This window comes from Ciceribacter sp. T2.26MG-112.2, from assembly GCF_900492205.1.
In the GTDB taxonomy this organism is placed as follows: Bacteria; Pseudomonadota; Alphaproteobacteria; order Rhizobiales; family Rhizobiaceae; genus Allorhizobium; species Allorhizobium naphthalenivorans_A.
The window spans coordinates 214386-231651 of the sequence record NZ_UEYQ01000005.1 but is presented as its reverse complement, the minus strand read 5'-3'; the positions used below and the strand labels follow the sequence as shown (position 1 = coordinate 231651).

Sequence of the window (17266 nt, the reverse complement as noted above, 5' to 3'; positions counted from 1 at the left end):
GCAAATCTCACCGAGCCGCATCGACCGGACGCGGCAGCGCAGCAAAACCCACGGGATAACGGCGCCGCGGACGAAAATTGCGCCTTTCACCAGCCATGGCCCGCCGATAGGATCGGCCCTCACCCAGCCAGGAGAACCGCCTTGACCGCCGCCGACATCACCCGCCGCCTGCTCGACGTCATCGAAGACGATATCCTGCCGCTGACCGAAAAGGGTGTCGCCGCCGGCAACAAGGTGTTCGGCGCCGCGATCCTGCGGAAATCCGACCTGTCGCTGGTGCTGGCCGAAACCAACAACGAACTGGAGAACCCGCTCTGGCACGGCGAAGTGCACACGCTGAAACGCTTCTACGAACTGGGCGAACGGCCGGTGACCAAGGACCTGATTTTCCTGTCGACTCACGAACCCTGCACCATGTGCATGTCGGCGATCACGTGGGCCGGCTTCGACAATTTCTATTATTTCTTCAGCCATGAGGACAGCCGCGACGCCTTCGCCATCCCGCACGACCTGAAGATCCTCAAAGAGGTCTTTGGCCTGGAGCCGGGCGGCTATCGCAAGGCGAACGCCTTCTGGAACGCCTACGCCATCGCCGACCTCGTCGCAGTCGACGACGACGCCGAGTCACTGAGGGCCCAGTCGAAGCGCATCCACGCCGTCTACGACCGGCTCTCGCAAGAATACCAGTCCGGCAAAACCGACAACGACATTCCGCTCAACTGAGCGCCCAGCACAGAGACCCGCATGGAACCCTCCAAGGACATCACCCGCCTGCTCGACATCATGGCGGCCCTGCGCGAACCCGAAACCGGCTGCCCCTGGGACGTGGTGCAGACCTTCGAGACGATCAAGCCCTATACGATCGAGGAGGCCTATGAGGTGGCCGACGCGATCGAACGCAACGATCCGGACGATCTGTGCGACGAACTCGGCGACCTGTTGCTGCAGGTGGTGTTCCACGCCCGCATCGCCGAGGAGGCCGGGCTGTTTTCGTTCGGCGACGTGGTCGAGGCCATCACCAGGAAGATGATCCGCCGCCACCCGCACGTCTTCGCCGTATCGGATGCCGCGACCCCGGACGCCGTCAACCAGCAATGGGACGAGATCAAGCGGCAGGAAAAGGCCGAACGCGCCGAGCGGCATGCCGCCCGCGCCAAGGCTTCCGGCAAGCCCATGCCCGACGATCCGAAGGCCGGCTTCCTCGGCTCGGTCCAGCGCAGTTTCCCGGCGCTGACCGAAGCCCTGAAACTCCAGGAACAGGCGGCCAAGGTCGGATTCGACTGGTCGGAAGCCGAACCGATTCTCGACAAGATCGAGGAAGAGATCGGCGAACTGCGCGAGGCGCTGAGGGTCGGGAGGCCGGAGAAGATCGCGGATGAACTCGGCGACCTGATCTTCGCACTCGCCAATATAGGCCGCCATGTGAAGACCGACCCCGAGCAGGCGCTGCGCGGTACGAACACGAAATTCCGCAAGCGGTTCGGCTACATAGAGCGGACTCTTGAAGCGAATGGTGAGAGCTTGCAGGGAGCGACACTGGAGCGGATGGAGGAACTCTGGCAGGAAGCGAAGAGCGAGATGAACCGATCCTAGCCCCGTATGCCCTTGTGGACGAGGTCACCGCGAAGCATCCGTTCGAACTACACTACAAGCCGTTCAGTCTTTTCCCTGCAACCTGACCTCCTGTCCGCGATGGAACAGCCGGATCACAGTTACGGTATTGCCGGATATCCGGAAGGCGATCGTTGCATGGTTGCGGTAACCCACAGTACGCAGGCCCGGCACGTCTGTCCGGCGTGTTCCTCGCTCGGGGAAGGTCTCAAAACCAGCGCAGTATTCGATCAGCCGATCCACATAGGCTCGGGCGGTACCCTCACCCGCACGGGTGACGAGATAAGTCAGGAGTTCGGCCACATCTCTTTCGGCGGCCTTGCTGAACCTCACCTCATACTTCATGAGCAAGGTTTCCGTCGTCAGCCGCGCGAGATCAAGCGGTCGATGTGAGCGTGCAGCCGCTTTTTTGTTTCACCGAGTGAGATGGTCTGCCCCGATCCGACATCGAGCGCTTGAATGGTCGGAAGCACTTCGTCGGCAATCCACGTGTCGATTGCGGCATCGCGTTCGAGAAGCGTCTGCAGACTCTCGACGATCACGTCGCTCTCCGACGCATACTCGCCGGAGCGCACCTTCGTCTCTACCATTTCAGCCAGTTGTGGCGGCAGGTTGATGGTCAGGGCTTGGGTCGATCTCATCCGGAAAACCTCGTTCGACCATTCCTAGCAAAAGTCCGCGAAAAATTCTAGCGCGCTAGCAGGCATACCAGGCGGAACGCCAACAGCCTACCGCTCCCAGTCTTCCTTCTCCGCCTTCTGCCCGCTGCCCAGCTTGCGGTCCAGTTCGTCGGCCTGGCGGGCGGTCAGACGCACGTCGAGGCTGACCGAGCCGTCCTCGTGGTCCTCGCGCCCGTCGACAACGGCGTTCTCGTAGGCCCAGGAAATCAAGGCCTGCTTGTCGGCCGGGATGACGATCGTCGTTTCGGTGAGAACGCCGGATAGGCGCTGCGAGATGACATCGAGCAGACGGTCTACGCCCTCTCCGGTGATCGCCGAGACGGTCATTACGTTCTCGCGGGTCTCCGCCTTCTGCAAGAGCGCGTCGTGCATCTCCGGCTCCAGCCGGTCGATCTTGTTCCAGATCTCGATGATGCGCTCGGACTTCTCCTTGTCGTCGATGCCGAGGTCAGAGAGGATGCGTAGCACGTCACCCGCCTGCGCGGCATTGTCCGGATCGGACATGTCGCGCACATGCAGGATGAGGTCGGCTTCCAGCACTTCTTCGAGCGTGGCGCGGAAGGCGGCGACCAGATGCGTCGGCAGATCGGAGATGAAGCCGACGGTGTCGGAGAGGATGACGGTTCGGCCATGCGGCAGCTTCATCCGACGCAGCGTCGGGTCGAGCGTGGCAAACAGCATGTCCTCGGCCAGCACCCCTGCCCCGGTGATCCGGTTGAACAGCGTCGACTTGCCGGCATTGGTGTAGCCGACCAGCGCCACGATCGGATGCGGCACCTTGCGGCGCTTGGCGCGATGCAGCTGGCGGGTGCGGACCACCTGCTCGAGCTCGCGCTCCAGCTTGATGATCTTGTCCTGCAGCATGCGGCGGTCGGCCTCGATCTGGGTTTCACCCGGACCGCCCATGAAGCCTGCACCACCGCGCTGGCGTTCCAGGTGGGTCCAGGAACGCACCAGGCGGCCCTTCTGGTAGTTGAGATGGGCCAGTTCGACCTGCAGCGTGCCTTCCTTGGTGGAGGCGCGGCGGCCGAAGATTTCGAGGATCAGGCCCGTTCGGTCGATGACCTTGGCGTTCCATTCCTTCTCGAGATTGCGCTGCTGTACCGGCGTCAGCGGATGGTCGACGATGACCAGGCCGGCATTGTGCTCATCCAGCTTTTCCCCGATCTCGGCGATCTTGCCGCTGCCGAGCAGGGTGGCCGGGCGCGGCTGGTTGACCGGCACGATCAGGCCCTCGCCGATCCGAAGATCGATGGCGCGAGCAAGGCCCATCGCCTCTTCCAGCCGGGCTTCGTTTGACCGGCTCGGCGCGACGACAATGTCGGAGCCGGCCGCGGGGGCCGCATTGCGGCCCTGCTTGAGGACCGGAACAATGACGACGGCACACATGTCATCCCGGGGCTTTTCGTCCTCCGGGATGATCGAATCGTTTTTCGTGTCTCGGTTGGTTATGGCTTCAATCCTGTGACGAAGAGGTCTCTTCGCTTTCGAACATCTGCATCGGCTGGCCCGGCATGATGGTCGAGATGGCGTGCTTGTAGACGAGCTGCGAATGGCCGTCGCGGCGCAGCAGGACGCAGAAGTTGTCGAAGGACGTGACCACGCCCGTGAGCTTCACGCCGTTGATCAGGAAGATCGTCAGCGAAATCTTCTGCTTGCGAACGGTGTTGAGAAATAGATCCTGCAGGTTCTGAGAACGTTCCGCCATGGCGCCGCTTCTTTCTTTCTTGCCGGCAATATGTGCCGGTTTAATTATTGTTCAAGCTTATCAGAAAGGTAGGGATTGTCCCTTGCAAGCCCTTTATCTGGAAGTTGGTATCAAATCGCCGTCTTTTCCGCAATGTCGAAAAAAGCGGTCCGGATTTTCTCCGCAAACGTACCGGGATGACCGTTGCCGATGGTCTTTCCGTCGATCTCGACGATCGGAAAACAGATACTCGTGGCCGCAGTGATGAACACTTCACGGGCGGCGAGCATCTCGTCGCGGGAGAATTCGCGCTCGACCACCGGAATGGAGAGGCTTTGCGCCACATCCTTCAGCGTCGTGCGGGTGATGCCGCGCAGGATGCCGTGCTCGGCCGGACGGGTCACGAGATTGCCCTCGCGATCGACGATCCACACATTGGTCGCCGCCCCTTCGGTCACCATGCCCCGCTGATCGACATAGATCGCCTCCTGCGCCCCGGCCTCCTTCGCCGCCTGCCGGGCGAGAACGTTGGGCAAAAGCCCGACCGTCTTGATGTCGACCCGGTCCCAGCGATTGTCGGCAACCGTGATCGCCTTGAGGCCGTTCGCATTCTTCGCTGCGATGATCTTCGGATCAGTGCTCTTGGCGGTGATGACGAGTGAGGGGGCCGTATCTGATCCGGGAAACACATGGTCACGACGCGCCTCGCCGCGCGTCACCTGCAGGTAGAACAGGCCGTTCTTCACCCGATTGCGCCGCGCCACTTCACGGATGATCCCCACGAGTGCGGCGCGCGACATCGGCTGGGCGATCCGCAGTTCGCCAAGCGAACGATCGAGCCGGTCGAGATGGCGCGAAAGATCGACGATCATCCCGTGACGGATCTCGCAGACCTCGTACACGCCGTCGGCAAACTGGTAGCCGCGATCCTCGATATGCACCCCCGCATCCCGGTGCGGCAAGTAACGGCCATTCACATAGGCAATTCTCGGCATCTTCGCCCCGCGCGGTTCGGTTCTTAGAAGTACTGGATCGAGACGCGGAACATCTGCTCGACATCCCTCACCGCATCGGCCTTGGCAAACAGCACCACCCGGTCCTTGGCCTTGATCTTCAGATCGCCATTCGGTCTGAGCACCGTGCCGTCGCGATAGATCGCGCCGATCCGGATGCCTGGTGGCAGGTGCATGTCGCGGAAGGCAACGCCGACCAGCGGCGAGGTCTCCAGCGCCTCGGCCTCGATCACCTCGGCCTTGCCCTTCTGAACGGCATAAACCGAGCGGATGCGGCCCTTGCGCACATGCTGGAGAACGCGCGAGATGGTCACCGCGCGCGGATTGATATGGTGGTCGATGCCGATCCCCTGGGTGAGATCCTGGAAGCTCGGATCGTTGATCAGGGCCATGCCCGACTTGCAGCCCATCCGCTTAGCCATGGCCGCGCTCAGGATGTTGGTCTGATCACTGTTCGTCAGCGTCACCATCAGGTCGGCATCCTGGATGTCGGCCTGCTGCAGCATGTGCTGGTCGAGCGCCGATCCATGCAGCACGATCGTATTGCTGAGCTGGTCCGACACCATCGCGGCCCGCTCCGCATCCCGCTCGATCAGCTTCACCTTGGTCTTCGGCTGCACATCCTCGATCGCCCGGGCGACGTAATAGCCGATATTGCCGGCACCGGCGATCACCAGCCGGCCAGCCTCCTGCTCCTCGTGCCCGAAAAGGCCGAGCGTGCGGCGGGTATGGTCGCGCTGGCAGATGACATAGGCAAGATCGCCGACCAGAAGCTGGTCGGTCGAACGGGCCACCTGCAGGCGGCCGTTGCGATAGATCGCGGTGACCGTCGCCATCAGGTCGGGAAAGAGCTGGCTCAGCTGTTGCAGCGGCGTGTTGACGACCGGGCAATCCTCCATGCACTCGATCGCCACCATGGTGATGTGATCGTCGGCAAAACGCACGATGTCGGTCGCGCCGGGAAACGAAATGCGCCGCAGCACCATCTTGCCGACCTCGATCTCGGGCGAGATCGTCACATCGATCGACATGTTCTGCCGGCTGAACAGGTCGGCATATTCAGGCCGCAGGTAGTTCTGCGCGCGAATACGGGCGATCTTGGTCGGCACGGAAAAGAGCGCGTGCGCCACTTCACAGGCGACGATATTGACCTCGTCATAGAGCGTGACCGCAATGATCATGTCCGCCTGATCGGCACCGGCCTTGGCGAGCATGTCCGGATGGGCGCCATGGCCGACATAGCCGCGCACGTCCAGCGTCTCTGTGATGTGGGTCACGAGCGAGGCGGAAGTGTCGATCACCGACACGTCGTTGTCCTCCTGGGACAGACGCTCCGCGATACCGTAGCCGACCTGTCCCGCCCCGCAGATGATGACTTTCATGAGTGCTCTTTCAGAGAATGATCCGGATGCGGGGACGCTCGGCCAACAACATCCCGCTGCCCGTTATACGCCAAGCGATTTGAGTTTGCGATGGAGTGCGGAGCGTTCCATGCCGACAAATTCCGCCGTGCGGGAAATGTTGCCGCCGAAGCGGTTGATCTGCGCGATCAGGTAGTCCCGCTCGAACATTTCGCGCGCTTCACGCAATGGCAGGGTCATGATGTGGGTATCGTTGCGCGCCGAAATCTTCGGCAGCATGTCGGACAGGTCCTGGGGCAGCATCTCGGCGGTGATGTGCGTCTCGGCATTGTCGCTTTGCGCCAGGATCATCAGCCGTTCGATGTTGTTGCGCAACTGCCGGATATTGCCCGGCCAGTCATTGGCCTGGAGCACCGCCATGGCGTCGTCGCCGATCTTGCGGGCGCGGATACCCGCCTGCTCGGAGATCTGGCGTATGAACGTGTCGACCAGGAAGGGGATGTCCTCGCGCCGCTCGGCGAGTGCCGGCACCTTGACCGGTACGACGGCGAGACGATGGAACAGATCCTCGCGGAAACGGCCTTCGGCAATCAGGCTTTCGAGATTATAGGCCGAGGACGAGATGATCCGGACATCGACCTTGACCCGTTTTGAGCCGCCGACCCGCTCGAACTGCTGCTCGACCAGCACGCGCAGGATCTTGTTCTGCGTCTCGCGCGGCATTTCGCCGATCTCGTCGAGATAGAGAATGCCGCGATGCGCCTCTTCCAGAGCGCCGATGCGGCGCGGCTGGCCGGGCGTGCCTTCGGTGCCGAACAGCGCGATCTCCATGCGCTCGGGCGTGATCGTCGCGGCATTGAGCGCCACGAACGGCCCGCTCGCCCGGGCCGAACGCTTGTGGATCATGCGGGCGACCAGTTCCTTGCCGGAACCGGACGGTCCGAAGATCATGATGCGGCTATTGGTCGGGGCTATCTTCTCGATGGACTGGCGCAGCTGCGAAACCGCAACCGACGTGCCGATGAGCTCGGCCGCATCGCCGGTCCGCTTTTTCAGCTCCGTCACTTCGCGCTTCAGCTTGGAATTTTCCAGCGCACGTTCGGCAATCAGGATCAGCCGATCGGCCTTGAACGGCTTTTCGATGAAGTCGAAGGCGCCACGCTTGATGGCCGAGACAGCGGTCTCGACATTGCCGTGGCCGGAGATCATCACCACAGGCAGGTCCGGGTGGCGGCTCTTGATCTCGTCGAGCAGGGATAGACCGTCGAGCCGGCTGCCCTGCATCCAGATGTCGAGGAAGACCAGACGCGGCGCGCGGTCGGAAATCGCGGCGAGCGCACTGTCGGCGTCATGCGCGGTGCGCGTTTCATGTCCCTCGTCGCTGAGAATCCCCGAGACGATCTCGCGGATATCCTCCTCGTCGTCGACTACCAGAATGTCAGAGGCCATGGACCAATTCCCTGTTGCTTTCGAATTCCATGCTGTCCTGGCCCTCGATGCGCGGCAGGATGATGCGAATCATCGCGCCCCTGCCCCGGTCGAACTCCGCCGGTGCATCGTGCAGCTCGAGCTGGCCGCCATGTTCTTCGATAATCTTCTTTACGATGGCGAGGCCGAGCCCCGTGCCCTTGTCGCGCATCGTCATGTACGGCTCGAGGATGCGGTGGCGATTTTCCACCGGCAGGCCACGGCCATTGTCGATCACATCGACCACGAAGCGGTCGTGTTCGTGGTCGAACGACGAGCGGACCAGCACCTTGCCGCCCTCGCCCAATTCTTCCCGCGGCACGGCTTCGATCGATTCCGCGGCGTTCTTGATAAGGTTACCGACCGCCTGGCCGAGCATGCGCGCATCGAAGCTGCCCTCCAGCGGCTCGTCTCCGAACTGCCGCTCGAAGCGGATATCGTGATTGCCCATTTCGCGCAGGAACACCGCGTCGCGCAGAATGTCGCGCAGGTCGGAGCGCTGCTTGGCGGGCTTGGGCATGCGCGCGAAGGCGGAAAATTCATCGACCATACGGCCGATATCCTCGACCTGCCGCACGATCGTGTCCGTGCATTGGTCGAAGACCGCCCGGTCGTCCTCGGCGATCTGCTTGCCGTAGCGGCGTTTCAGCCGCTCGGCGGATAGCTGGATCGGCGTCAGCGGGTTCTTGATCTCGTGGGCGATGCGGCGGGCGACGTCGGCCCAGGCGGTGGACCGCTGGGCGATCACCAGGTCGGTGATATCGTCGAGCGTGATGACGTAGGAATCGGCCGATCCGCGCGTCTCCTCCCGCGTCACCTGCACGGTCAAGGTGCGCTCCTTGCCGCCCCGGACGAGATTGATCTGCTCGCGATACTCGCCCCGATGGCGCACGGTGGCCTCGGCCAGCACGCGGTCGACTTCCGGCGCCACAAGGTTGAGCTTCTTGCCGATCAGCTCTTCGGCCGGCACGGCGAGGAAATACTCCGCCGACGGGTTGACGATGGTGATCACCCCGTCGTCCTCGACACCGATGACGGCGGCCGTAACCCCGGACAAGACCGCCTCGATGAACCGGCGACGGTCATCGACTTCGTCCTTGGCCTCGAGGATCTCGTCGCGCTGGGTGCGGATCTGCGAGATCATCTTGTTGAAGGTCCGCGACAGGCTTCCGACATCGCCATCGGCGACGCGCACCGGAACGATGACGTTCCAATTGCCGGATGCAATGCTGTCGGCCGCCCCGATCAGCAGGCGGATCGGCCTGACGATCCGGTCCGCGACCGCAATCGCGGTCCAGATCGCCGCCAGCAGCACGATCAGGGCAAACCCCAGATAAAGCACGGCAAAGGCGATCTGCAGCGTCGTCCGTCCGGCTTCCATGGCCTTGTATTCGGCGGTGTTCTCTTCCATCAGCCGCATGGCGGCCATGACCTTCGGATCGACCGCGCGGATTGTGTAGAGGAACGTCCCGGAGATCGAATCGAGCTTGATGATGGCGCCGACGAGATTGGTCACGCCCGGCGGGATGAGAGTCGGCTGGCCGGCGGCCGCGCTCTCCAGCGCATCCTTCGGGATTGCCGGCAGCGGCTTGTCGGTGGCGATATCGGCCTGGTTTATCGCCGAACCGTCCTGACGCACGAGAAAGGCACCGAGCAGTCCGCGGCCCTTGGCCTGCCGGGTGAGCAGTTCGACAAAGCCGGTGCGGTCGAGATAATAGAGCGCCCGGTTGCGCTCCAGGTCGTTCGCCATCGACACGGTCTGGCCCTGGAGATAGCTGGCATTCTCCATCATGTAGGCCTGGGCGATGTTCATCGACGAGGAAACGATCGACTGGGTGCGGATCGAGAACCATCGGTCGAGCCCGACATTCAGCGTGATACTGGCGAAGATCGCCACGAGAATAGCCGGCGTGATCGCCACGATCGAAAACAAGACGACGATGCGCACATGGAGCCGTGCGGCGGCACGCCCCTTGGTGCGCGCCTTGACGAGCCGCGTCACTTCCCGGCCGATGAGGAACATCAGGCCGACGATGAACAGCGAGTTGATGATCGCCGAGGCGATCAGCACGTTCGACGTCGGCTCGATCGGCGTCAGGCCGAGCAGGACGGGCAGCGTGAAGCTGGCGCAGGCCAAGGCGCCGCCCGCGAGCGCCAGGCCCGGCAAGGCAAAGGAGGCCCGCCGATCCTGCGCCAAAGCGGGATCGGTATCCGCAACGGATTCGGCCATTTGCCTGATCATTAACAAGAACTCCCGCGCTCTGCGCATGACGAGTTATTCCCCGGTTCGCGCAGACAAAGATGACCGTGGAGCCACGGCCTCGTGTCCATTGAGCAACGCATTGTGGCGAAAATGCAACGGGCCTCGCCGGCTTGTCAAGCGGAGCGGGAGCTGCGGTAAACCGACACGCCCAGTTCGCGGATTTTCTTGCGTAGCGTATTGCGATTGAGCCCGAGCAGGTCGGCCGCCTTGATCTGGTTGCCGCGGGTTGCTGTCAGCGCCGCGAGAATGAGCGGGTATTCCACTTCGGTCAGCACCCGCTCATAGAGGCCGGAGGGCGGCAGGGAATCGCCGAACCCGGCGAAATAGCTGCGCATGTTCTCCTCGACCGCCTGTGCGATCGTCATCGGTCCGGCAGAGGTACCGGCCTTGGCGATCGGACTGTCGGAAATGTCTGAGCGCAGTTCCTGCTCGACGATCTCACGCGAGATGACGTCCTGCGGATAGAGCGCCATCAGCCGGCGCACCACGTTTTCCAGCTCGCGCACATTGCCCGGCCACGAATAGCCCTTGAGCACGTCCAGGGCCTCATTGTCGAAACGCTTGGGGTCCAGCCCCTCCTTCTCGCCCTGCTGGGTGAAATGGCGCACGAGATCCGGAATATCCTCAGCCCGGTCGCGCAGCGGCGGCAGCCGGAGTGGCACGACGTTGAGGCGATAGTAAAGGTCTTCGCGGAACAGTCCCTGGTTGATCGACTGCTTGAGGTCCTTGTTGGTCGCGGCCACGATGCGCACATCGGTGCGGATCGGCGTGCGCCCGCCGACCGTCGTATACTCGCCCTGCTGCAGGACGCGCAGCAGCCGGGTCTGGGCGTCCATCGGCATGTCGCCGATCTCGTCGAGGAACAAGGTTCCGCCCTCGGCCTGTTCGAAGCGCCCGGTCGAGCGGGTTTGCGCGCCGGTGAAGGCGCCCTTTTCGTGGCCGAACAGCTCGGATTCGATCAGATCGCGCGGGATCGCCGCCATGTTGATCGCCACGAAGGGCCCGTTGCGGCGCTTGCCGTAGTCGTGCAGCGCGCGGGCCACCAGTTCCTTGCCCGTGCCCGACTCACCGGTGATCATCAGCGTCAGATCGGTCTGCATCAGGCGCGCCAGCACGCGGTAGATTTCCTGCATGGCCGCCGAGCGGCCGACCAGCGGCATGCCGTCTTGCGTGTCGTCGTCGAGCCGCGCGGGCTTCTTCTTCGGCTCGGCAAGCGCCCGGCCGATGATCGCGATCAGTTCGGTCAGGTCGAACGGCTTCGGCAGGTAGTCATAGGCCCCCTTCTCCGACGCCTTGATGGCGGTCATGAAGGTGTTCTGCGCGCTCATCACCAGGACCGGCAGGTCGGGCCGCGCCTTCTTGATGCGCGGGAGGAGGTCAAAGGCGTTCTCGTCCGGCATGATGACGTCCGTCACCACAAGGTCGCCCTCGCCGGCCGAAATCCACCGCCACAGCGTCGCCGCGTTGGAGGTGATGCGGACATCGTAGCCGGCCCGCGTCAGCGCCTGGTTGAGGACCGTGCGGATGGCGGCGTCGTCGTCGGCGACAAGGATCGTGGCAGTCATCGGGTGCTTCCTGTGGAGTTCGCCGGAATGGCATCGTCGAGCGCGATGTCCTTGGAGACGGGCATCAGCACGCGAAACGTCGTGCGGTTGGCCTGGCTGTCGCATTCGACGATGCCGCCATGGCCATCGATGATCTTGGCGACCAGCGCCAGGCCGAGGCCCGAACCATTGGTCTTGGTGGTGATGAACGGATCGAACAGGTGCGGCAACAGGTCGGCGGGGACGCCCGGACCATTGTCATGCACGCAAAATTCGAGCGGCAGCGATATCTTCTCGCGCGAACCCGCGACCGACAGGCGAATGCCGGGGCGGTAGGCGGTGGTCAGCTGGATCTCGCCGTCCGGCTTGTCGCCGATCGCCTCGGCCGCATTCTTGATGAGGTTCAGGAAGACCTGCACGAGTTGGTCGCGATTGGCATAGACCGATGGCAGCGATGGGTCGTAATTCTCGGTGATGCGGATGTTGCGGGCAAAGCCGGCCTTGGCAATCGCCTTCACATGGTCGAGGACAGAATGGATGTTGAGCGCGATGCGATCGACCGGACGCTCGTCGGAAAACACTTCCATGCGGTCGACGAGCGAGACGATGCGGTCCGTCTCGTCGCAGATCAGCCGCGTCAGCGGCCGGTCCTCGTCCGGTACCGTGGTCTCGAGCAGTTGGGCGGCACCGCGAATGCCCGAGAGCGGGTTCTTGATCTCGTGCGCCAGCATCGAGGCAAGGCCCGTCACCGAGCGTGCGGCGGTACGGTGCGTCAGCTGCCGGTCGATCTTGTCGGCCATCGAGCGTTCCTGCAGCACCACGACGACGCTGCCTGGCTGGCTGAGCACGGGGGCGACATAGAGGTCGACCAGTTTTTCCTGACCGAGTCGCGGCGAGCTCAGGTCAACGCGATATTCGTTGACCGGCGCGCGGCGCTCGCGCACCTGTTCGATCAGCGCCAAAAGCGGACTGCCGAACGGAATGAAGGTGGAGATCCGATAGCGTGCCAGATGGCTGGCGCTTGCCCCGAAGAAGGCCTCGGCCTCCCAGTTGGCAAAGACGATATGGCCATCGGCATCGACCATGACGACCGGATGCTGGATGGCGTTCAGCACCGCCATGGCCACGCTATTGCCCAGGTTATCCTCGGTCATGCAGCCTCCCGCCGGCGATCCGTGTCCATTGCCGCATCCGTCAGGCATCGCGCCAGCGCCTTCGAAACGAAGGCCGGATCCCTCGACGTCATGATTTCCGCCTTTTGCGCCGCCGGTACATCCGGCGCGAAACGCTCCAGATACCAGCCCACATGTTTTCGCGCGTGCCTGACGCCGACATCCGCGCCGTAGTGGCCGAGCATCGCCTCGTAGTGCCCGGCAACAAGGTCGGGGATCTCGTTGGACTGCGGCCCCGCATGGCCTGCGATCCAGCCGGCATGCCACGGCCGTCCCTGGCAGGCACGACCGACCATCACGGCATCGGCGCCGGAGCGCCTGCGGATCTCCTCGGCATCCTCACGGGTCTCGACGTCTCCATTGGCGACGAGCGGCACGGAAATAACGTCGCGCACGGCGGCGATGGCATCCCAGTCGGCGCGTCCCTCGTAAAACTGCATGCGGGTGCGGCCATGTACGATGATCATCTGCACGCCGGCCGCCTCTGCACGGGCAGCGATCTCGTTCGCATTCAGCGAATTCTCGTCCCAGCCCAGGCGCATCTTCAGCGTCACCGGAACCTTGACCGCCCGAACCGTTGCCTCGACCAGCGACAGGGCGTGATCAGGATCGCGCATCAGCGCCGAGCCGGAATAGCCGCCGATCACCTTCTTTGCCGGGCATCCCATGTTGATGTCGATGATGTCGGCGCCGTTGGCCTCGGCGATCCGCGCGGCCTCCGCCATCCAGTGGGCCTCCCGGCCGGCAAGCTGGACCATGTGCGGCGTCAGCCCGGAGCCCTTCAGGCGCGACCAGGATTCGGCGGCGTTGTGCACCAGTTCCTTGCTGGCGACCATCTCGGTCACGACCAGACCGGCGCCAAAACGCCAGGCGAGCTGCCGGAACGGCAGATCGCTGACACCGGACATCGGCGCCAGGATCACGCGATTGCGGATCGTGATCGGACCGATCTCGAACGGTGACTGCAGTGCGCTTGAGCTCAATTGATTATCTTTCAGGCATTCGAGGTATATGCTCGATTTTTAGCCATTAAATCTCGCCTTGCCAAGGGATTTCCTTTGGCTTGGAACTAAATTCGAACGGATGCTGGAAAATCGATCGGGCAGCCGGTAGACACACCCACGAGTTTTCCATGTCAAGGCCGGACACTGCAATGCAGCAATGCACGAACACAGCCATCGGCATCATCATCGTCGCCGCGGGACGGGGCGAACGTGCCGGCTCATCTGTCGAGGGCCCCAAACAATACCGGCGAATCGGCGGAAGGCCGGTGATCACACATACGCTTGCACGATTCCTCGCCTGGTCGAAGACGGCGCGGATCGTCACGGTGATCCATCCCGACGATGCGGCGCTTTTTGAAATCGCGCGGAGTGATCTGGTCGGCGGCGAAAATATCCTTGTCTGCTTCGGCGGCGTCACCCGACAACAATCGGTGCTAGCGGGGCTTCGGGCGCTGTCCAACACCGGCGTGACCCATGTCATGATCCACGACGCGGTGCGCCCGTTCATCGACGAGGACCTGCTCGAGCGGATTGCCACGGGGATCGAGGCCGGCGACACCTGCCTTCTGCCGGCCATGCCGGTCACCGACACGTTGAAGCGGGGCGATACGGCCGGGCTGGTCGTCGAAACCGTTCCGCGAGCCGGACTATTCGCGGCCCAGACGCCACAGACTTTTTCATACCCCGCCATTGTGAAGGCCCATGAGGCGGCAAAGGAGTCCGGACGGGACAATTTTACCGACGACGCGTCGATCGCTGAATGGGCAGGCCTTGCGGTCCGTCTCGTCGAAGGCTCGCCCGACAACGTCAAGCTGACATTGCAGAAGGACATCGCCATGGCCGACGCCAAGCTTACCCGCACCGCCCTGCCCGACGTGCGAACCGGGAACGGATACGACGTGCACCAACTGGTGCCCGGCGACGGCGTGACGCTCTGCGGCATCTTCATCCCGCACGATCAGGCGCTGAAGGGCCATTCCGATGCGGATGTCGCGCTTCATGCGCTGACCGATGCGCTGCTCGCCACGTGTGGCGCCGGCGATATTGGCGACCATTTCCCGCCCTCCGATCCGCAGTGGAAGGGCGCACCATCGCGCATCTTCCTCGAACATGCCGCCCGGATCGTCCGCAAGGCCGGCGGCACCATCATGAACGCCGACATCTCGCTGATCGCCGAGGCGCCGAAGATCGGCCCGCACCGCCAGGCGATGCGTGAAAAGCTGTCGGAGATCCTTGCCATCACCCTCGACCGCTGCTCGGTCAAGGCGACCACCAACGAGACCATCGGCTTTGTCGGCCGCCGCGAAGGCATCGCCGCGATCGCCACGGCAACCGTCGTCTTCGCGGGAGACGCACGATGAGCCTCTATCCGGCCGACATCGAAGCAATGGCGGCCCGGATCATCTCCGCCTTCAGTGCGCGCAGCCTTACGCTCGCCACCGCCGAATCCTGCACAGGCGGGCTGATCATCGGCGCGCTCACCGAGATTGCCGGCTCATCCACCGTCGTCGACCGCGGCTTCATCACCTATTCCAACCAGGCCAAGATCGATCTTCTGGGTGTCGCAGGCGACACGCTGGAACGCTGTGGTGCGGTTTCGCGGCAGACCGTGCTGGAAATGGTCGAAGGCGCCTTGAGCCACTCGGCTTGCGATGTGGCCGTTGCCGTCACCGGCATTGCCGGTCCGGGTGGCGGCAGCGCGGAAAAGCCCGTCGGCCTCGTCCATCTGGCGGCCAAGGCGCGGATGGGTGCCGTCCTTCATCGCGAAATGCGCTATGGCGACGGTGGTCGCTCCCAAATCCGCCTGGCAACCGTCCGCACGGCGCTCGAAATGCTTGCAGAAGTGATAGACTGAACCGGAGACCGAAGCCCCCCCTTTCAGGCTGCGTAAATCTTGTCGGCGCGCGCTTCGAATGCTTCGGCGAACATGCGGAAGGCCCGTTCGAACATCGACCCCATCAGCGCGCCGAGGATACGGTTCTTGAACTCATAGTCGATGAAGAAATGCACCGTGCAGCCACCGTCACGGGCCATCTCAAAACGCCAGCGATTGTCGAGATAGCGGAACGGCCCCTCGATATACTTGACGTCGATGGCGAGTTCCGCCGGATTGAGGAGCACCTGAGTGGTAAAGGTCTCGCGGATCGCCTTGTAGCCGACCGTCATGTCGGCGACCAGCAACTCCTTGCCGTCCCGCTCGCGCCGCGAGCGGATGGTCAGCGCCTCGCACAATGGCAGGAATTCCGGATAGCGCTCCACATCGGCGACGAGGGCGTACATCCGTTCGGGAGAATGCTTGACGGGGCGGCGGGTTTCGAACTGCGGCATGCGCGAGAGCTAATGCCCAAGCTCGCAATTGGCAAGAGGTTCGCCACACGGAGGCAGGATATTAGACGCTCTGGAAACGCTCATCTCTTGGCCGACGGCACTGGCTCGCCCGGGCGCGGATTGCCGATCGGGAACCATTTCCGCTTGGCAAGACCGAGCTTGACGCCCAGATCCTCGAAGATCCACGGAATGACCTGCTTGCGACCCTTGACGAAGGGAAGAGCCGCCGTGTCGAGGTGAATGAACGGCAGGAAGGGGTTGGGTCTCTGCGACGCATAGATCTCCACCCGGATCGACGGTCGGGTCGACGCGCCGCGCGCGTGAAAGCCGAAGGTATCGCCGACCACCAGCGTGTTTGCCGGCACGGAAAACACGGTCGGCTCGGGGAGATGCAGGTATTTCAACTCGTCGGGGCTCAGGCGGAAGGCGCCGCCGCCATGGTTACGCGAGGCAAGGATGCTTTTGCGCTTGTGCCAGGCGAGCCGGCGTCGGGTCAGCTTGTGCGACCCCTTCACGTAGGTGAACGGCCCTTCCTCGACGGGAACATCGTGCAGGAAGAACCAGGCTTTCACGGTCGAGTGGAAGGTATCCATGTGCAGATTGGTCTGCGGATCCTTGCCCTTTTCCTTTGGCGAGGCATCGGCGAAGATCGTCTGCACGCTGATCACCGGCTCGACATCAAAGCCGCCGATATAACGGATCAGGTTGGTCCATTCCGGGCTTTCGAGGAAGGCCTTGACCGCCGGCAGCCTGGCGACCACCTCCGGTGTGAGCGGCGTACGCCGGGTTACGGCATTGCCCTCATACATTTCCCGCGCGGGGACCTGAAGGCCTTCGATTTCGGCTACCAGTTGACGGAACTGATCCGCCGGCACCAGGTTACGCTTCTCGATATAACCATTTTCTGCATAGGCCTGCCGGTCGGCCGGCGCCACGAGATGCTTGAGCTTTCGCCGGCGATAGTCGACCATACGGGCCGCAGCCTTGACCCGCCACACGTGCAGACCGCGCCGATTGAGCGCCTCGCTGCCGATGATGGGATTGTTGGAAAAGGACTTCTCCCCGGTCAGGATCTCGATCGCATACCAGGGGGAGAGCAGAATGTCCTTCAACTTCAGCGCCATGCACATCTCCTC

At 63.0% G+C, this 17266-nt stretch carries 17 protein-coding genes; 4 read left to right on the top strand and 13 right to left on the bottom strand.

What is annotated here, in order from left to right; translation table 11 throughout:
• Positions 1-141: 141 nt before the first annotated feature.
• Both DYZ14_RS10770 and mazG read left to right on the top strand, forming a co-directional pair.
• Positions 142-723: a deaminase gene (locus DYZ14_RS10770; protein ID WP_154720669.1), complete on the top strand. Its 582-nt coding sequence runs from the start codon at positions 142-144 to the stop codon at positions 721-723.
• Between the two features lie 21 nt (positions 724-744).
• The gene (mazG, locus tag DYZ14_RS10765) at positions 745-1593 is read left to right on the top strand and encodes a nucleoside triphosphate pyrophosphohydrolase (protein ID WP_154720668.1); all 849 of its coding nucleotides are present in this window, start codon (positions 745-747) and stop codon (positions 1591-1593) included.
• A gap of 63 nt (positions 1594-1656) precedes the next feature.
• On the opposite strand, the gene DYZ14_RS10760 is transcribed toward mazG, so the two are convergent.
• The 11 genes from DYZ14_RS10760 to dusB all read right to left on the bottom strand — a co-directional run bounded on the left by DYZ14_RS10760 (position 1657) and on the right by dusB (position 13781).
• The gene (locus tag DYZ14_RS10760) at positions 1657-1956 is read right to left on the bottom strand and encodes a type II toxin-antitoxin system RelE/ParE family toxin (protein ID WP_154720667.1); all 300 of its coding nucleotides are present in this window, start codon (positions 1954-1956) and stop codon (positions 1657-1659) included.
• A gap of 17 nt (positions 1957-1973) precedes the next feature.
• Positions 1974-2252 (bottom strand): ribbon-helix-helix domain-containing protein, encoded by a 279-nt coding sequence (locus DYZ14_RS10755; RefSeq protein ID WP_154720666.1) that lies wholly within the window; start codon positions 2250-2252, stop codon positions 1974-1976.
• Between the two features lie 87 nt (positions 2253-2339).
• Complete coding sequence (gene hflX, locus DYZ14_RS10750) at positions 2340-3752, bottom strand: GTPase HflX (RefSeq protein ID WP_195949923.1); 1413 nt, start codon at positions 3750-3752, stop codon at positions 2340-2342.
• A complete protein-coding gene (gene hfq, locus DYZ14_RS10745) occupies positions 3748-3999 on the bottom strand; it encodes an RNA chaperone Hfq (RefSeq protein ID WP_028735264.1) in 252 nt (83 codons plus the stop codon). Before hfq ends, hflX begins: the two co-directional genes overlap by 5 nt.
• Before the next feature lie 110 nt (positions 4000-4109).
• Entirely contained in the window at positions 4110-4973 is an 864-nt protein-coding gene (locus DYZ14_RS10740; protein ID WP_154720664.1) for a D-amino-acid transaminase, read from the bottom strand.
• A gap of 23 nt (positions 4974-4996) precedes the next feature.
• Positions 4997-6373, bottom strand: a complete 1377-nt coding sequence (gene trkA / locus DYZ14_RS10735) for a Trk system potassium transporter TrkA (RefSeq protein WP_154720663.1) — start codon at positions 6371-6373, stop codon at positions 4997-4999.
• Positions 6374-6436: 63 nt separating this feature from the next.
• Positions 6437-7801: a nitrogen assimilation response regulator NtrX gene (gene ntrX / locus DYZ14_RS10730; RefSeq protein WP_154720662.1), complete on the bottom strand. Its 1365-nt coding sequence runs from the start codon at positions 7799-7801 to the stop codon at positions 6437-6439.
• Positions 7791-10049 carry a sensor histidine kinase NtrY-like gene (locus DYZ14_RS10725; protein ID WP_269749446.1) on the bottom strand — a complete coding sequence of 753 codons (2259 nt, stop codon included), beginning with the start codon at positions 10047-10049 and terminating at the stop codon, positions 7791-7793. The genes ntrX and DYZ14_RS10725 overlap by 11 nt, the downstream gene beginning before the upstream one ends.
• A 146-nt stretch (positions 10050-10195) precedes the next feature.
• Positions 10196-11647: a nitrogen regulation protein NR(I) gene (gene ntrC, locus DYZ14_RS10720; RefSeq protein WP_115669394.1), complete on the bottom strand. Its 1452-nt coding sequence runs from the start codon at positions 11645-11647 to the stop codon at positions 10196-10198.
• Positions 11644-12780, bottom strand: coding sequence for a two-component system sensor histidine kinase NtrB (locus tag DYZ14_RS10715; RefSeq protein ID WP_154720660.1), 1137 nt, complete (start codon positions 12778-12780; stop codon positions 11644-11646). Before DYZ14_RS10715 ends, ntrC begins: the two co-directional genes overlap by 4 nt.
• Positions 12777-13781 (bottom strand): tRNA dihydrouridine synthase DusB, encoded by a 1005-nt coding sequence (dusB, locus tag DYZ14_RS10710; protein ID WP_154720659.1) that lies wholly within the window; start codon positions 13779-13781, stop codon positions 12777-12779. The genes DYZ14_RS10715 and dusB overlap by 4 nt, the downstream gene beginning before the upstream one ends.
• Positions 13782-13951: 170 nt before the next feature.
• Here dusB and DYZ14_RS10705 point away from each other — a divergent pair, with 170 nt between their 5' ends.
• Both DYZ14_RS10705 and DYZ14_RS10700 read left to right on the top strand, forming a co-directional pair.
• Positions 13952-15163 carry a bifunctional 2-C-methyl-D-erythritol 4-phosphate cytidylyltransferase/2-C-methyl-D-erythritol 2,4-cyclodiphosphate synthase gene (locus DYZ14_RS10705; RefSeq protein WP_154720658.1) on the top strand — a complete coding sequence of 404 codons (1212 nt, stop codon included), beginning with the start codon at positions 13952-13954 and terminating at the stop codon, positions 15161-15163.
• A complete protein-coding gene (locus DYZ14_RS10700; RefSeq protein WP_154720657.1) occupies positions 15160-15657 on the top strand; it encodes a CinA family protein in 498 nt (165 codons plus the stop codon). The genes DYZ14_RS10705 and DYZ14_RS10700 overlap by 4 nt, the downstream gene beginning before the upstream one ends.
• Before the next feature lie 23 nt (positions 15658-15680).
• On the opposite strand, the gene DYZ14_RS10695 is transcribed toward DYZ14_RS10700, so the two are convergent.
• Together DYZ14_RS10695 and DYZ14_RS10690 are read right to left on the bottom strand one after the other, a co-directional pair.
• On the bottom strand, positions 15681-16130 hold the full coding sequence (locus DYZ14_RS10695; RefSeq protein WP_154720656.1) for a type II toxin-antitoxin system RatA family toxin: 450 nt from the start codon (positions 16128-16130) through the stop codon (positions 15681-15683).
• An 80-nt stretch (positions 16131-16210) separates the two neighbouring features.
• On the bottom strand, positions 16211-17254 hold the full coding sequence (locus tag DYZ14_RS10690; RefSeq protein ID WP_154720655.1) for a phytanoyl-CoA dioxygenase family protein: 1044 nt from the start codon (positions 17252-17254) through the stop codon (positions 16211-16213).
• Positions 17255-17266 lie beyond the last annotated feature (12 nt).

Coding starts and splice junctions, on each gene's coding strand:
- DYZ14_RS10760 (WP_154720667.1), bottom strand. CDS start 1,956: ATGAAGTATGAGGTGAGGTTCAGCAAGGCCGCCGAAAGAGATGTGGCC.
- ntrC (WP_115669394.1), bottom strand. CDS start 11,647: ATGACTGCCACGATCCTTGTCGCCGACGACGACGCCGCCATCCGCACG.
- DYZ14_RS10705 (WP_154720658.1), top strand. CDS start 13,952: ATGCAGCAATGCACGAACACAGCCATCGGCATCATCATCGTCGCCGCG.
- DYZ14_RS10690 (WP_154720655.1), bottom strand. CDS start 17,254: ATGGCGCTGAAGTTGAAGGACATTCTGCTCTCCCCCTGGTATGCGATC.
- DYZ14_RS10695 (WP_154720656.1), bottom strand. CDS start 16,130: ATGCCGCAGTTCGAAACCCGCCGCCCCGTCAAGCATTCTCCCGAACGG.
- hfq (WP_028735264.1), bottom strand. CDS start 3,999: ATGGCGGAACGTTCTCAGAACCTGCAGGATCTATTTCTCAACACCGTT.
- DYZ14_RS10700 (WP_154720657.1), top strand. CDS start 15,160: ATGAGCCTCTATCCGGCCGACATCGAAGCAATGGCGGCCCGGATCATC.
- DYZ14_RS10755 (WP_154720666.1), bottom strand. CDS start 2,252: ATGAGATCGACCCAAGCCCTGACCATCAACCTGCCGCCACAACTGGCT.
- DYZ14_RS10715 (WP_154720660.1), bottom strand. CDS start 12,780: ATGACCGAGGATAACCTGGGCAATAGCGTGGCCATGGCGGTGCTGAAC.
- trkA (WP_154720663.1), bottom strand. CDS start 6,373: ATGAAAGTCATCATCTGCGGGGCGGGACAGGTCGGCTACGGTATCGCG.
- mazG (WP_154720668.1), top strand. CDS start 745: ATGGAACCCTCCAAGGACATCACCCGCCTGCTCGACATCATGGCGGCC.
- ntrX (WP_154720662.1), bottom strand. CDS start 7,801: ATGGCCTCTGACATTCTGGTAGTCGACGACGAGGAGGATATCCGCGAG.
- DYZ14_RS10725 (WP_269749446.1), bottom strand. CDS start 10,049: ATGGCCGAATCCGTTGCGGATACCGATCCCGCTTTGGCGCAGGATCGG.
- DYZ14_RS10740 (WP_154720664.1), bottom strand. CDS start 4,973: ATGCCGAGAATTGCCTATGTGAATGGCCGTTACTTGCCGCACCGGGAT.